Genomic DNA, 13,693 nt, shown 5'->3' on the forward strand with positions numbered 1-13,693 from the left:
TCCGCGTTGACCGGCCGTCAGGTGGCTCCGGGGGCGGTCGGCCGGTTCTCGGCGCGGAAGAGATGCACGACCTGGTCGGCGATCGTGTCCAGGACGTCCGAGGCGGCGGTCGCGTCGCCGAGGACCAGGAAGTTCAGGGTGAGTCCGTCGGTCATGACGGCCAGGTAGTGCGCCAGGACCGCGACGGGGACGCTCGGCTCGAGCCCCATGTCGTGCCGCAGCTGGTCGATGAGCTCGGTGAACGCGTCCGTGTACAGCTGGTACTGACGGCGTGCCAGATGCTCGAACCCCGGCTGGCGCAGCGCGTACTGGGTGAGCTCGTAGGTGAGCATGTGTTCACCGGGGTTGGCGCAGACGTGGTCCCAGTAGGCCTGGAACCCCGCGCGGACCGTCTCCCGCAGGGTCGCCTTGGGCCGGATCGCCTCCCGCACCACCGCGACGTAGTGTTCGGTGATCGCCTCGATGACGGACTCCAGCAGTTCCTGCTTGGAGTCGAAGCAGTAGTGGAAGACGCTCAGCGACACATCCGCCTCGGCGGCGATCGAGCGTGTCGTCGTCCTGGGGACGCCGTCACGGGTCATCGCCCGGATCGCCGCCTCGATCAGCTGCCGGCGCCGTGCGGCCGACGGCATCCGTGCCATGCGGTTCCCTCGTTCCTGTGCTGTGCTCTGTTGCCGTGCTTACCGCGCCCCGCCCCGGGGCCTCGTGACGCGTTGCGGGGAAGCGGCCGGGGCCGGCCGGATCGGCTGATCCGGCCGGCCCCGGCCGCTGTGCGCACATCGTCCGCGGCTCAGTCGCTGTAGACACCGACCTCGTGCAGGGAGTAGCCCCACTTGGTACCGCGCTCCAGCCCGTGGATACGCACGTGGCGGGCCGTCGTCCCGTCGAACCGGGCGGTGTCCAGGCCCCCGTCACCTGCCGTCGTGGACCACACCTGCCGCCAGTTCGTCCCGTCCGACGACACCTCGACGCGGTAGGACTTCCCGTAGGCGCGTTCCCAGTCGAGGGTGACCCGCTTCACCGGGGTCGGTGCGCCGAGGTCGATCCGGAGCCACTGGTCGTCGCTCCAGCCGCTCGCCCAGCGGGTCCTCGCGTTGCCGTCGACGGCCCTGGCCGGGGCGTAACTGGTGAACAGGCTCCACTCCGACGAACTGGCCGAGGCCGGTGCGCCTGCGGCGTGGTTCACCCCGGCCCTGTGCCGCTCGGACGCGCCCCAGGTGCCGAGGTAGGACTCCGCGCCCCGGAAGAGGTCGTCCACGACGCCCTGGCCGCCGACGATCCGTACGTCCTCCAGCCAGTCCGGGACGAGGCCGTAGTGCGCCGCGCCGTCGGTGTTGAGGTCCCAGGTGCGCTGGCCCGTGGTCTGCCGGTCGAGCACGGAACCGCCGTCGGCGCTGCGGAAGGGGTAGCGCACGGGGTCGGGGGTGTCGGCACCCCGCGGCCCCGGCCAGCCTCCGACGCCGTTCATGTCGCTGCCGTAGCCGTATCCGACGCCGTACTTCTCGCGCAGCGCGTCCGTGCGCTCGGCCTCCGCGCTGAACTGCTCGGAACCGTGCATGTACTGGGCGATGAAACCGCCGAGCCGGTACACGCGCTCGGTCCAGTCGGTGTCCATCCAGCTGTGCGAGGAGAGCACACCCGGATACGCGTCGGCCTCGAGGATGTCGAGCACCCGCCCCGCGGCCTTGACGCTCATGTGGTCGATCTCGAGCATCATCTTGCGCTTCATCATGCCGCGCACGGCGTACTCGCCGAGTTCGCTGAGTCCGCGGGTGTTGCACCGCGCGTCCGCGGAGTACGACGGCACCTTCACGCCGGGCGGGAGCTCCTTCTCGGCGCCGGGCGCGGCGGCGAGGCCGATGGGGTTGTCGTGCTGCGGGCCCGCGCACTTCTCCGTCTTCCAGAACGTGCCGGTGGACAGGAACTGGCCGACGTTGATCGCGGTGCCGAGCGTGCCCGAGTCGAACCGGACACCGCACAGCGCGTTGTCGAACTTGTGGCAGAGGAACATGCTCCGTACGCCGAGCTCGTGGAGTTCGTCGAGACCGCGGTCGATGTCGTCCCGGCCGCACTGCGGGACGTCCAGGATCTGTTTGCAGCCGAACGGCTCGGAGGTCTCCACCCCGAGGACCACGGCCATTTTGCCCTGCTCGATGACCTGGCGGGCCTGCGCGGAGTCGGTGACGATCCGGAAGAAGCCCTTGCCCGGTCCGCCGTAGATCCTGTCGATGTACGCCTGCATCTCGTAGGTCTTCCGAGCCTGCAGGCGGATGGAGGTCATCTCGTCGCAGCTGCGGTCCTTGAAGAAGTACACCGAGCAGATCACGCCGTTGGTCACCAGGTCGTTGACGAGGACGCGCTGGCCACCGCGCCAGGCCCGCTCGATCCAGGCGTAGTAGTTCTGCTGGTGCGTGAGCGAGTCGTGGGCGGGCCAGTCCTTGAACGTCGGCCAGCCGTTCGGGTCGTGCCGGCCGTCCCCGCCCTTGGTGATGAAGTCGAAGACGGCGAGGGAGCCGTCGGGGTAGTGCTCCGGACAGTCCTTGAGGGCGTCGGCGATGCCCTGTTCCGAGAAGGCCCTGCCGCAGATGAGCCGTCCGCCGAACGCCTCGTTCGACATGATGTGGTTGTGCGCGTCGACGAAGCCGCGCACCTTTCCGTCCGGGCCGGTGCCCTTGAAGGGCTCGCCCGTGACATTGATCCCGGAGTCGGGCGAGGGCCGGGCGGCCGGCACCCACCAGCCGGACTCGGCCGAGGACCCGGGGGCCGTGCCGAGGACCAGGGCCAGCGCGGTGAGGAGCAGGGTCACCACCGCGAGGGGTCCACGGCGGCGACGCGAGAGCCGTTTCATCGTCATCACTCAAGCCTTCGGTGAGCGGACGGCGGGGCCGGGGCCGAGTCCGTCCGGGAGCCGGGACCTTCCGCCGAGATCCCATGTCATGACCCGTACAAGCGGTGGGATGAGAATCGCGACTGTCACACAAAGAGTCAATAGTCCGGGACAGGTGACCTGATGGCCCGGTAACCCGCCAACTGCGAGCAGCTCGTGGGCGGCTCGGCGCACCCGCGATGCCGTGGCGACGGCTCGGTGTCTCAACCCCGCGACGCTGGACCGGTTTTCACCGCGGTGACATCACCATGGCCCGGCGCACCGGTTCCGGCCGGGGGTGATCGAGGTCCACGCCGGTGAGGTCGCCGCCCTGGTGGCAGTGGTTCCAGGTTCGCCGCGCGGACAGGCCCACGAGGACGGACTCGGCACCCCAGCCGCCCTTCGTGCCGGTGCGGCCCGGGTCGGTGCCCGGCCCGTGAGCGGTCACAGAAACTTCACGAACACGGGCGTTCCCCCTGCCCTCCGGCGGCAAAGCGAGCACCAGCCCACGAGGAGACGCCCATGATTCTCACCGCCGTGCTCATGCCGCCCGCGCTCCTACTCCTGATCATCGCGATGGACCGCTTCGAGGACCGCTTGTTCGCGGTCCCGGAATCCCCGCGGCACGCCCGGCCGCGACGCCGTCCACGCCTCCTCCCGCGCCGCCGGCCGGAGCCCGGGCCGGAGGAGGGGGAACAGCCCCTCCCCAGGGCCGCCTGACGCTCTCCGCCCCTGCCCGGTCAGCCCCAGGTGCGCCGCACGCACTCCGCGACGACGTCGCGGAGGTTACCGGCCCGCTCCCGCAGCTCCCGCTGGACCCGCGCCCCGTTGCCCTCGGACAGCAGTACGTCGAGCGCCTTTCGGGCCGCCGCCAGATCAGCCGTGGCGTCGAGGGCGTCCCGTACGTGGTCGAAGAGCGCGCGCCACGGTCCCCGCAGGCTCCGGCCGCATCGTCAGGGGGATGCATCAGCTCGTGCTCGAGCCCGTACCGTCCCGCCTGCCAGGCCGCCATCCGCAGCAACGCCGTCCCGTGCCGAGCGGGCGGCTCGCCCTTGTGCCACTCGCGGGCCGCCGTCTCCACCAGTCCGCGGCACAGGGTCGCGAGCAGCACCGTCGTCGAGGGGGACAGGCACACGTCCGCGACGCGGATCTCGACGGTCGGACAGCGGTGGGACAGTCGGGCGTCGAAGTGGACCATGCCCTCGTCACGGAGCACACCGGTGCCCAGCAGGTCCTGTACCAGCTCGTGGTAGCGCTGCGCCGAGCCGAGGACGTCGACCGGCCCGGCGGACGGCCGGCGTCCCCAGACCTGGCTGCGATAGCTGCCGTACCCGCGTGCCCTTGCCCTGCCGGAACGGGGAGTTCGCGCTCATCGCCATGAGTACGGCCGGCCACGGCCGGATGCGGTCGAGGACCGCCACGCCTTCCTCGTCGGATTCCACCGAGACGTGCACGTGGCAGCCGCTGGTGAGCTGTTCCTGCGCGGTCAGGCCGAACTTCCCGCCCAGCCGGCGGTGCCGCTCGCCGAAGCCCATCGAGGGGCTGACGGGCAGCGGGGACGTGGCCGGCGCGGCCACCCGCTCCGCATGACGCGCGGCCCCGGCCCGCCGGCCCCGGATCTCCTCGGCGATGTCCGACATGGCGACGTGCGGCCGGGTGGCGAACTCCAGCTGCTCCCGGTGCAGTTCCTCCTCGAACACCTCCTCCGTGTCATCACGGACGGCCTCGCGCGAGGCGGTGGCCGGCAGGGCCGTCGACAGGGCCCGGGGCTCACCGCTCTCGGCGTCCACCAACAGCAGTTCTTCCTCGACACCCACACTGCGCACGACGACTGCCCTTCCGCGGCCCGGCCGCTTTCCTCCGTGTGACCCCGGCGGCGGACGGATGCCCCGCGATCGGCCGTCGACACCTCACCGGGGCGGCCCGTCGCGCTCACGGAGCAGCGGACTCCCGGCGGGCGGGGCACCACGTCGCCGGCAGGTGTCCCTCGTGGGCAAGGAGCGCGTACCGGGCGGGCCTCCTCGTACGCGAACGGGCCGCCGAGCGGGCCGCGGGACCGTTCGCTCAGCGCGAGCAGACGACGGTGACCAGGGTGAAGGAGGCGTAGAACGGACCTTCCGACAGGGACGCGAACCAGCTGTGGCCGCGTGCGGCGTCGATGTGGCCCTCCTCGATCGCGCGCCGGGTGTTACGGCCCAGTCCCAGCATGTGGTCGGCGTCCTCGAAGTCCCGGAAGACGGGTGTCGAGGTGAGCACGGTCTGCACGACGAAGCCCGCCCGCTCGGCGAGCCGGGCGAGACTGCGGCCGATGGTGGCGTTGCGGACGACGTCGGACGTCGTGTAGCGCGTGAACGCCCGGCTCGTGTCGAGGTCCTCCGCGTCGACGGCGAGGGTGTCCCAGTCGGGCTCCACGAGCCCGACCAGCGCTCCGGGGCGCGTGGCCGTGTGGAGTTGTGCCAGTACGGCGGCCGGGTCGGCGACGTGCATCAGGACCCGGTCGACCTTGGCGCGGTTCGCCGTGCCGGGCGCCACGGGCAGAGCGTGGGCGTCCCCCTCGCGGAGGTCGACCACCCGCAGGCCGGTCGTGCGCCGCCGCGCCTCGGCGAGCATCGCCGGGTCGTGGTCCACGCCGATCACGGTGCCGGCGTCCCCGACCCGCTCCGCCAGCGTGGGCAGATCCGCACCCGGTCCGCACCCGACGTCCAGCACCGTCTGACCGGGCCGGACGTCCAGCAGCTCGATCAGCTCCTGTTTGTACGCACGCCCGGCGCCGCCGCCTGCTGCCCGCAGCATGTAGGCGGCCGGGTCGGGCCGTGACGCACCGAGAATCGTTGGCATGCGCGAGAGTCAAACACGTGGTCGGCCGGTGGCGCCACGCGTTCGGCAAGGACGACGGCGCTGGACCGCCCGGCCTCCGCCTCGCTCCCGCCGGGTGCGCCCTGCCGCATCTGAGCCCGCCTGTCTGCGGGCCGGTCCGATTCCCGGCTCGGCTTCCGTCTCGTACCGGGCGCACTTCATCCCGGGGGCGGGGCGACCCGGGGCCCGGCCCCGACCGCCCGCCGCAGTCGGCGCGCACACCGTGCCGGGCCATGCGTCCGGCCCGCCTCCTCGCTGCTCGAGCATCCGCGGAACCCGGACATCCGCGTGACGGGGTCCGGCCACGCCCTCTGCGTGAACTCCGTCACGTGCGGCCGGTGGTAGCGCGCCACGACGAGCCGTGGACGCGCACACGTCTGCCGCCCCACCCGTCGGGCCGGTGCACGACGACGAGGGGCCGTGGCACGGGCCGTCGGACGTCGGTCGCCGGGAACACCGCCACGGTGCGTCAGCCCACCGGTCCGGCCGCGGGTCCGGAGCGTGGCCCGGTGCCGCCGACGGCACGGACCCCGATGTCCGTCCGCTGCTCGATCGTCAGTTCCGAGCCGGTCAGCGCCCCGGCCACGGCGTCGCCGAGGACACGGTCCGCCGCACGGGTGGTCATGTGATCGCCGCCGGTCCCCCAGACGACGTCGACCGCATCTCCGTCAGGGCGGACATGGAGGAAGCCGGGAACCCCGGGCCGGTCGGTGAGTGGAAAACCGGACCGCAGCAGTGTGGTGCGTACGGCCGAGGCCAGCGGGGCGCCGTCGGGCCCTGCGGGATCCGTACCGGTACTGAACAGCCGTGCGGTTCCGGTCGTCGCCAGGAGGCGTCCCATGAAGTCGCCGGCCGCCGTGACCAGCACGGTCCGCCCCGAGGCCAGTGCCTGTTCACGCACATCGAGCAGCATGCGCAGCCCGGCGGCGTCGCAGTAGGTCACCTGCGACAGATCGAGGTCCAGTCCTGCCCGGGACCGCTGCAGGGCGGCCACGAGCGTGCCGTCCAGGCCGCCCGCGTCGAGACCGGTGACATGGCCGCGCACCGTCACCGTCGCTCGGCCGTCGCTGTCGTCGGTGACCGCCGCCACCACGGGGGCGGATCCGGTCGGGGCGGGCGACCTGTTCAGACCGCGGCGCCGGCGGGCCTCGAGAGCGTCGGAGCGCCGGCGGGCGGACGGCCCAACCGTCCCGAGGAGCCTCCGCGTCCGCGGCGGCGTGGAGCGGACGAGCCGGTGGACGGGGCCCTCGCGCCCGGGCGTCAGAAGCATTCGCGGCTTCCCCGCTTGAGTCGCATGGTCAGATCGGGGACGTTGAGCGTGGCGGCGGTCGCCCGCACGTCCGTCAGGTCGGCCGACCGGGCCTGCTGGGCGACGCCGTCGGGGTCGAAGTACCGCGAATGCCTGTCTCCCGGGCCGATCGGCCCTTTGTCGACGGCGCCCGCCGCCACGCCGGTGTCGATGTCCTCGAACTCGGCCTGGCCGATCGACAGGGCCTTGGAGTCGATGAACATGTTCCTCGCCTCGGCCCGGTCGCGCTCGCCACCGGTGAGCCTCAGCGTGTAGGGGCCGAGGACGGGGAGGGGGACCACCACGGACTGGCACAGGCCGCCGATCCGGGCATGGCGGAAGCCGGTGACGGTGACGGTGACGGGTACGGGGGTGCCGTTCCTGGTCACGTCGACCATGCCGTAGATGCTGAGCCCCTGACCTTCAGCGAGTCGGCACTGATCTGGAACGTCCGGCCCGAGATCAGGAAGGAAGCGGCGAGGGCTCCTTGCGCCATACCGACGCCCAGGGCCACGGCGGCGGCGACCGAGGGCACCAGCACCGCGGCGAAGCGCTTCCAGCGGGCCCCGCCGTGACTGCGCGACATGGCGGTCTCCAGGGGCGTGGAGCGTCACTGCCGACGCCGGACAGCGAGTGCGCCGGACAGGAGTGGGGGACGCCCCCGTCCGGTGCTGGATCCCAGGCTTACCGATCTTCCGGCCGACGGCACGTGCGCGGGGCAGACGGGTGAGACGCGGGTCCGCCGCGGCCCGCCGGGAGGCAGGGCCATCGACCCCGGGGGTTGCAGGGCCGGCGGCGGGGCAGCGCCCCCGGTGCGGGGCCGCCGGGCCCGTGGGGGCACCATGACCCCGTGCCCCACTGCCCGTCCAGGAGCCCTGACCGTGTCCTCGCCCCGGCCCTCGCGGCCGTCGCCGTGGCCCTGTTCGCCTGGGGAACGTGAGTGGTGCACTGGCCGCTCTCGCGGCGGCCGTGGACCGTGAGTCGCGACCGCGCTCCCGGCAGCCGTACCGAACGCGTGCGCCCGGACGGGCGCGGCCTGTGTCGCGGCGGATGTGGGCGCGGTCAGGCGGGGCCGCCGCCGAACGCGAACTCGTTGCCGTCCGGGTCGCGGTACGTGGCCTTGCGCACGCCGTTCGCGTAGGTCTCGCGCGCCGCGGGCTCGAGACCCCGGTCCGTGACACCGGCGACGACTTCGTCGAAGTCCCCGACGAAGACGGTGTGCATGGCGTGGCCGGCGTGCTCGGGCCGGTGCTCGACGTACACGTACCGGTGTTCCGCCAGCTCCCACACCGCTTCCGTGGCATTGGGGAAGAACGCGGGCGGAGCACCGAGTAGCCGCTCGTACCAGGTCAGAGCAACTGCGTAGTCGTTGACGGGAATGCCTGCGAAGAGGTCGACGGCCATCGGGCCATGGTAAGTCCGGCCTCCGCCCGGGACCGCGGGGAGTTCCCCGGGCTGCCGGGCCGGCGGAACGGCGCCGACCGGGCGCGCGCCGGGGTGCGTGTGCGGTTGCTGCTCGACGGCTTCGGGGCGAAGGAGATCGAGCAGGACCTGCTGGACGCCATGGAAGACGCCGGCGTCCAGGTCGCCTGGTTCCGCAGGCCCGTCCGGCTGTAGCCGTTCCAGCAGAACCACCGATGCCACCGCAAGGCACTGGTCGTGGATGAGCACACCGCGTTCACCGGTGGAGTGGGCATCGCGGAGGAATGGTGCGGGGACGCCCGCAACCCGCGCGAGTGGCGCGACACCCACGTCAAGGTCCGCGGGCCCGCGGTGGACGGCATCGCGGCGGCGTTCGCCCAGAACTGGGCCGAGTGCCACGACGAGATGTTCGACGAGCACGACCGGTTCGTCGAGCACACCCGGCACGGCGACTCCGTGGTGCAGGTGGTCCGCGGCTCGGCGAGCATCGGATGGCAGGACATGCAGACGCTGATCCGCGTCATGCTCACCTCCGCCGAGAAGCGCTTCCGCCTGGCGACCGCGTACTTCGCGCCCGACGCGTTCTTCGTCGACCTGCTGTGCCGGACCGCTCGCCGCGGTGTGCTGGTCGAGATCCTGCTTCCCGGCCCGCACACCGACCAGCGTGCCTGCCAGCTCGCGGGCCGGCACCACTACACGACGCTGCTCCAGGCGGGCGTGCGCATCCGGCAGTACCAGCCCACGATGATGCACGCCAAGGTCATGACGGTGGACTCGGTCGCGTCCCTGATCGGGTCCACCAACTTCAACCGGCGTTCGATGGACCACGACGAGGAGGTGATGCTCGCCATCCTCGACGAGTCCTTCACCGTGACCCTCGACGCCCACTTCGACGAGGACATCGAGCGCAGTGTGGACATCGATCTCGCCCGCTGGAAGCGGCGCGCCGCCGTGCAGCGCCTCAAGGAGGCCTCGGTCGCCCCGATCCGGCGGTTCCTCTGGAGAGGGGCACGGGCCGTCGTTCCGTGGGCCGTGTCGAGGGCCGGCATCGTGAACGTCACCGTCGTCCGGGATGGTTGCCGGGCCCGTCGTCGTTCGGCGCCAGGGGAGTGGGGGTCAGATCGGCGGGTGTCTCACCGCGTTCCAGCAGGGTGTCGGCGGCACCGATGATCAGCGGGTCCGCCTTTCCCGCGGCCTCCGGGTCCTTGTCCGCGTAGTCGGCGCGGAGGAGCAGATGCCGCATCGCCTCCAGCCGGCCGCGGCGTTTGTCGTTGTTCTTCACCACCGTCCACGGCGCGTGAGGGGTGTCGGTCTCCCGGAACATGTCGACCTTGGCCCGGGTGTAGTCGTCCCAGCGGTCGAGCGACGCGAGGTCGGTGGGGGAGAGCTTCCACCGGCGTACGGGGTCGACCTGGCGGATCGCGAACCGTGTGCGCTGCTCACTGCGGGACACCGAGAACCAGAACTTCACCAGCATGACGCCGTCGTCCGTCAGCAGTCTCTCGAAAACCGGTGCCTGGGCGAGGAAGTGCCGATACTCCTCGGGAGTGCAGAAGTCCATGACCCGCTCCACGCCCGCCCGGTTGTACCAGGAACGGTCGAAGAAGACGATCTCGCCCGCGGCGGGGAGGTGGGACACGTACCGCTGGAAGTACCACTGGCCGGACTCCCGTTCGGTGGGTTTGTCCAGAGCCACCACGCGCGCGCCACGCGGATTGAGGCGTTCGGTGAAGCGTTTGATCGTGCCGCCCTTGCCCGCCGCGTCGCGTCCCTCGCACACGACGACCATGCGCCGGCCCGTTTCCCTGACCCACTTCTGCAGCTTCAGCAGTTCGATCTGCAGCACGCGCTTCTCGCGCTCGTAGGCTTTGCGGCTCAGCTTGTGGTCGTAGGGATGGTTCTCGCGCCAGGTGTCGATCGGCGTGCCGTCACCGTCCAGCAGGACCGGCTGCTCGGGGCGGGCGTCGTTGATCCGCAGTCCCCTGAGCAGCGCGGTGTCCGCTCCGGTCGCCCTCGCCCTCGCCCTCGCGCCGGGTCTCCCGGACCCCTCCGGGGTGTACTTCCCCACGCAGTCCCCCGGCTCGTGCGGCTCGTGCGGCTCCGCGGCCCCAGTTGCCGTGGAGGTGTCGTGGCTTTCCCGGTCCATGGCGCGTCCTCCTCGTCCTGCCGGTCCTGTGTCCGGGACCGGTGGGCCGTCTGCCCGGTCGTCCGGTGCGCACAGCCCCCTGGGCACGCCCCGGTGTACGGGGCGTGCCCAGGGGATGGCGTGGTCCGGCGGCTCAGTGGCCGGAGCCGTAGTACCCGCCGATCTGGTCGCGGTAGGCCGGGTCGCCGAGATGCCTGTCCTTGTCGAACTCCGGCGCGGACTTGATCTCGTCCTTCGTGCGGGACACGATGATCCGCCTCTCGTCGTGGTCGACGACCGTGATGGTGCCTGCCGGTAGGAGTACTTCCTTGCCGAAGATCCACACTCCGGTGTCGACGACGATGTACTGGGAGCCGACCTCGTTGGAGTGCTTGTCGACCTTGCCGATGTCCCCGTCGGTCGCCTCCACCCGATAACCCGTCAGGTCGTCGTCGCGGTTGTGCCCGCTGGTCGGTACGTAGGCCCACATGTGTTCACTCACCGGTGCTCCTCACCTCGGGGTGTTCCTCGGCGGCGGACGGGAATTCCGGGAACAAACTCGCTTTTCCCGTCCCCGGTCATCCGCGTGCCCCGCTTTCCGGGCGGCACACCTGGCGGCCGTGCGAGGAACACGCCGAGCCGCCTCACCCGGTCACGGCCCGTCGTCGGAGGGTTCGCCGCCGTCCTCCTCGAACACGACGTGCACCGCCGCCTCCTCCGCGCCGGCGGCTCCCGCGTCGATGCCCACGTCGGAGGCGAAGAGCTGCTTGTCCGTGTCCGGCCGGGTGCCCTCGTCCGGGGCTACGAGCCGCCCCGCGCGCCAGGAGCCGACCTCGTCGTCGATCGGCTCGCCCTCGCCGCCCGGCAGGTCGCCGATGCCGTCCCAGTCGTCCGCTGCGACATCGGGGAGTTCCACCGCCAGCCGCTGGTCGAGCGTCTCGCCCTCGCGCTGTTCCGCCGCGGTCGTGCCCACCTTGTTGACGCCGAACGGCCTCTCCGGCGGGGAGTAGCCCTGGTCGAGTATCTGGTCGTAGTCCGGTTCGTCCAGCGCGTCCTCGAGGTCCAAGTGGGCCGCGTCGCCCTGTTCCTCGTTGTCACCGGTCGGCTGGTAGACGTCGTCCGCCCTGCTGTCGCTCATGATCGTCTTCTCGCTCCGCGGAGCTCCGATCTGCGGAGGACGTGCACTCCGGTCAGAGCGCCTGCTCGTCGTTCACGGCTCGGTGGCCTGCCCTGTGTCCCGCTGCGCGGGCCCGGTGCGCGTTGCGCGTCCCGCGCCCCGGGACCCCCGTGGGTTGCGCGTGCCCTAAGCGCAAGCCTAGGTAACGTCCCGCCCGACGGCCTGTCCATCCCGGAGCGTCGCCGATCCGGCACGCTCTGCGACCGGAGGGGGCCGGATCCTCCGGTATGCCCGTCGTGAGGTGGTGTGCTCCGTGCCGGTGCGGCGGTCGTGCACTCCCGAACGGGACCCTCTGAAGGATCAGATGAAGGGCGGGTTAGCATATGAGCACCGCCTAGCTCGAAAGATAAATCTGTGACTGTCAACGAGGACTCGTTCACAAACTGGAAGCATCGCGAGGAGATCGCGGAGTCGATGATCCCGATCATCGGGAAGCTGCACCGTGAGCGGGACGTCACCGTCCTGCTGCACAGCCGCTCCCTGGTGAACAAGTCGGTGGTCAGCATCCTGAAGACCCATCGATTCGCCCGCCAGATCGCCGGCGAGGAGCTCTCGGTCACCGAGACGCTTCCCTTCCTGCAGGCCCTGACCGAGCTCGACCTCGGGCCTTCCCAGATCGACATCGGCATGCTCGCCGCCACGTACCGGACCGACGGCCGTGGTCTCTCGGTGGAGGACTTCACCGCGGAGGCCGTCGCGGGTGCCACGGGCGACAACAAGATCGAGCGCCGTCAGCCGCGCGACGTGGTGCTCTACGGCTTCGGCCGCATCGGTCGGCTCGTCGCCCGTCTGCTCATCGAGAAGGCAGGCTCCGGCAACGGCCTCCGGCTGCGCGCCATCGTCGTCCGCCGGGGCGGTGACCAGGACATCGTCAAGCGTGCGTCGCTGCTGCGCCGGGACTCGATCCACGGCCAGTTCCAGGGCACGATCACCGTGGACGAGGCGAACAGCACGATCATCGCCAACGGCAACGAGATCAAGGTCATCTACGCCGGCGACCCGTCGGAGGTCGACTACACGGCCTACGGCATCAAGGACGCCATCCTCATCGACAACACGGGCAAGTGGCGGGACCGCGAGGGCCTGTCGACGCACCTGCGCCCCGGTATCGACAAGGTCGTCCTGACCGCCCCGGGCAAGGGCGACGTCCCGAACATCGTGCACGGCGTCAACCACGACACGATCAAGCCGGACGAGCAGATCCTTTCCTGTGCCTCCTGCACCACCAACGCGATCGTCCCGCCGCTGAAGGCCATGGCGGACGAGTACGGTGTCCTGCGCGGTCACGTGGAGACCGTCCACTCGTTCACCAACGACCAGAACCTGCTGGACAATTACCACAAGGCCGATCGTCGTGGCCGTTCCGCGCCGCTCAACATGGTCATCACCGAGACCGGCGCCGCCTCAGCCGTGGCCAAGGCACTGCCCGACCTCAAGGCGCCGATCACCGGCAGCTCGATCCGCGTCCCCGTCCCGGACGTCTCGATCGCGATCCTGAGCCTGCGGCTCGGCCGAGAGACCACGCGCGAGGAAGTCCTGGACTACCTCCGCCACGTGTCGCTGACCTCGCCGCTGAAGCGCCAGATCGACTTCATCACCGCCCCCGACGCCGTCTCCAACGACTTCATCGGCTCGCGCCACGCGTCGATCGTCGACGCCGGAGCCACGAAGGTCGACGGCGACAACGCGATCCTCTACCTCTGGTACGACAACGAGTTCGGCTACTCGTGCCAGGTGATCCGCGTCGTCCAGCACGTCTCCGGGGTGGAGTACCCGACCTACCCGGCGCCGGTGGCCTGACCACCGTGACCTGACCCGGTCGTCCCGTACCCGGCCGTCGGACCCCGGCGGTCCGGCGCCGGCGGACGTCTCGCTGCGTGTCCCGGAAGGCGGACTCCCCGCCTTCCGGGACACGGGCGTCTGCGGTGGGACCGCACGGCGTCCGCGTGCCGGCGCCCG

13 protein-coding genes and 2 pseudogenes are annotated in these 13,693 nt (G+C 71.2%); 3 read left to right on the plus strand and 12 right to left on the minus strand.

Translation table 11 applies throughout. The annotated features are described in order from the left end of the window. Nucleotides 1-17 precede the first annotated feature (17 nt). The 3 genes from QMZ92_RS04410 to QMZ92_RS04420 all read right to left on the minus strand — a co-directional run bounded on the left by QMZ92_RS04410 (nucleotide 18) and on the right by QMZ92_RS04420 (nucleotide 3,314). A complete protein-coding gene (locus QMZ92_RS04410) occupies nucleotides 18-641 on the minus strand; it encodes a TetR/AcrR family transcriptional regulator (RefSeq protein ID WP_283295906.1) in 624 nt (207 codons plus the stop codon). A gap of 149 nt (nucleotides 642-790) precedes the next feature. Then, the gene (locus tag QMZ92_RS04415; protein ID WP_502961988.1) at nucleotides 791-2,848 is read right to left on the minus strand and encodes a discoidin domain-containing protein; all 2,058 of its coding nucleotides are present in this window, start codon (nucleotides 2,846-2,848) and stop codon (nucleotides 791-793) included. Between the two features lie 268 nt (nucleotides 2,849-3,116). Continuing rightward, entirely contained in the window at nucleotides 3,117-3,314 is a 198-nt protein-coding gene (locus QMZ92_RS04420) for a hypothetical protein (RefSeq protein WP_283295908.1), read from the minus strand. Nucleotides 3,315-3,388: 74 nt separating this feature from the next. Here QMZ92_RS04420 and QMZ92_RS04425 point away from each other — a divergent pair, with 74 nt between their 5' ends. Next, entirely contained in the window at nucleotides 3,389-3,586 is a 198-nt protein-coding gene (locus QMZ92_RS04425) for a hypothetical protein (RefSeq protein ID WP_283295909.1), read from the plus strand. Between the two features lie 20 nt (nucleotides 3,587-3,606). Here the strand turns inward: QMZ92_RS04425 and QMZ92_RS04430 are convergent. From QMZ92_RS04430 to QMZ92_RS04455, 6 genes and pseudogenes are all read right to left on the minus strand, one after another. Next, a pseudogene (locus QMZ92_RS04430) lies at nucleotides 3,607-4,692 on the minus strand (glutamate--cysteine ligase). 238 nt (nucleotides 4,693-4,930) lie between these two features. Next, complete coding sequence (locus tag QMZ92_RS04435) at nucleotides 4,931-5,704, minus strand: methyltransferase domain-containing protein (protein WP_283295910.1); 774 nt, start codon at nucleotides 5,702-5,704, stop codon at nucleotides 4,931-4,933. A gap of 487 nt (nucleotides 5,705-6,191) precedes the next feature. Then, a complete protein-coding gene (locus QMZ92_RS04440; protein ID WP_283295911.1) occupies nucleotides 6,192-6,992 on the minus strand; it encodes an STAS domain-containing protein in 801 nt (266 codons plus the stop codon). After that, on the minus strand, nucleotides 6,983-7,408 hold the full coding sequence (locus QMZ92_RS04445; protein ID WP_283295912.1) for a DUF6230 family protein: 426 nt from the start codon (nucleotides 7,406-7,408) through the stop codon (nucleotides 6,983-6,985). Before QMZ92_RS04445 ends, QMZ92_RS04440 begins: the two co-directional genes overlap by 10 nt. Further along, nucleotides 7,396-7,596, minus strand: a complete 201-nt coding sequence (locus QMZ92_RS04450) for a hypothetical protein (RefSeq protein ID WP_283295913.1) — start codon at nucleotides 7,594-7,596, stop codon at nucleotides 7,396-7,398. Before QMZ92_RS04450 ends, QMZ92_RS04445 begins: the two co-directional genes overlap by 13 nt. 476 nt (nucleotides 7,597-8,072) lie before the next feature. Beyond that, nucleotides 8,073-8,414, minus strand: coding sequence for a VOC family protein (locus QMZ92_RS04455; RefSeq protein WP_283295914.1), 342 nt, complete (start codon nucleotides 8,412-8,414; stop codon nucleotides 8,073-8,075). A 72-nt stretch (nucleotides 8,415-8,486) separates the two neighbouring features. On the opposite strand from QMZ92_RS04455, the pseudogene QMZ92_RS04460 reads away from it, so the two are divergent. Further along, nucleotides 8,487-9,431 (plus strand): annotated as a pseudogene (locus QMZ92_RS04460) (phospholipase D-like domain-containing protein); the annotation flags it as partial. 58 nt (nucleotides 9,432-9,489) lie between these two features. Here the strand turns inward: QMZ92_RS04460 and ppk2 are convergent. From ppk2 to QMZ92_RS04475, 3 genes are all read right to left on the minus strand, one after another. Then, nucleotides 9,490-10,578 (minus strand): polyphosphate kinase 2, encoded by a 1,089-nt coding sequence (gene ppk2, locus QMZ92_RS04465; protein WP_283295915.1) that lies wholly within the window; start codon nucleotides 10,576-10,578, stop codon nucleotides 9,490-9,492. A gap of 133 nt (nucleotides 10,579-10,711) precedes the next feature. Further along, the gene (locus QMZ92_RS04470) at nucleotides 10,712-11,059 is read right to left on the minus strand and encodes a ribosome maturation factor RimM (RefSeq protein ID WP_283295916.1); all 348 of its coding nucleotides are present in this window, start codon (nucleotides 11,057-11,059) and stop codon (nucleotides 10,712-10,714) included. A 150-nt stretch (nucleotides 11,060-11,209) separates the two neighbouring features. Next, nucleotides 11,210-11,695 (minus strand): DUF5709 domain-containing protein, encoded by a 486-nt coding sequence (locus tag QMZ92_RS04475; protein WP_283295917.1) that lies wholly within the window; start codon nucleotides 11,693-11,695, stop codon nucleotides 11,210-11,212. Between the two features lie 393 nt (nucleotides 11,696-12,088). Between QMZ92_RS04475 and QMZ92_RS04480 the strand changes: the two genes are divergently transcribed. Continuing rightward, a complete protein-coding gene (locus QMZ92_RS04480) occupies nucleotides 12,089-13,534 on the plus strand; it encodes a glyceraldehyde-3-phosphate dehydrogenase (protein WP_283295918.1) in 1,446 nt (481 codons plus the stop codon). The last annotated feature ends 159 nt before the right edge of the window (nucleotides 13,535-13,693 follow it).

Origin of the sequence: Streptomyces sp. HNM0645, assembly GCF_030056615.1 — a bacterium.
GTDB lineage: Bacteria > Actinomycetota > Actinomycetes > Streptomycetales > Streptomycetaceae > Streptomyces > Streptomyces marianii.

Coding starts and splice junctions, on each gene's coding strand:
- QMZ92_RS04445 (WP_283295912.1), bottom strand. CDS start 7,408: ATGGTCGACGTGACCAGGAACGGCACCCCCGTACCCGTCACCGTCACC.
- QMZ92_RS04425 (WP_283295909.1), top strand. CDS start 3,389: ATGATTCTCACCGCCGTGCTCATGCCGCCCGCGCTCCTACTCCTGATC.
- QMZ92_RS04455 (WP_283295914.1), bottom strand. CDS start 8,414: ATGGCCGTCGACCTCTTCGCAGGCATTCCCGTCAACGACTACGCAGTT.
- QMZ92_RS04450 (WP_283295913.1), bottom strand. CDS start 7,596: ATGTCGCGCAGTCACGGCGGGGCCCGCTGGAAGCGCTTCGCCGCGGTG.
- QMZ92_RS04410 (WP_283295906.1), bottom strand. CDS start 641: ATGGCACGGATGCCGTCGGCCGCACGGCGCCGGCAGCTGATCGAGGCG.
- QMZ92_RS04475 (WP_283295917.1), bottom strand. CDS start 11,695: ATGAGCGACAGCAGGGCGGACGACGTCTACCAGCCGACCGGTGACAAC.
- QMZ92_RS04415 (WP_502961988.1), bottom strand. CDS start 2,848: ATGAAACGGCTCTCGCGTCGCCGCCGTGGACCCCTCGCGGTGGTGACC.
- ppk2 (WP_283295915.1), bottom strand. CDS start 10,578: ATGGACCGGGAAAGCCACGACACCTCCACGGCAACTGGGGCCGCGGAG.
- QMZ92_RS04435 (WP_283295910.1), bottom strand. CDS start 5,704: ATGCCAACGATTCTCGGTGCGTCACGGCCCGACCCGGCCGCCTACATG.
- QMZ92_RS04440 (WP_283295911.1), bottom strand. CDS start 6,992: ATGCTTCTGACGCCCGGGCGCGAGGGCCCCGTCCACCGGCTCGTCCGC.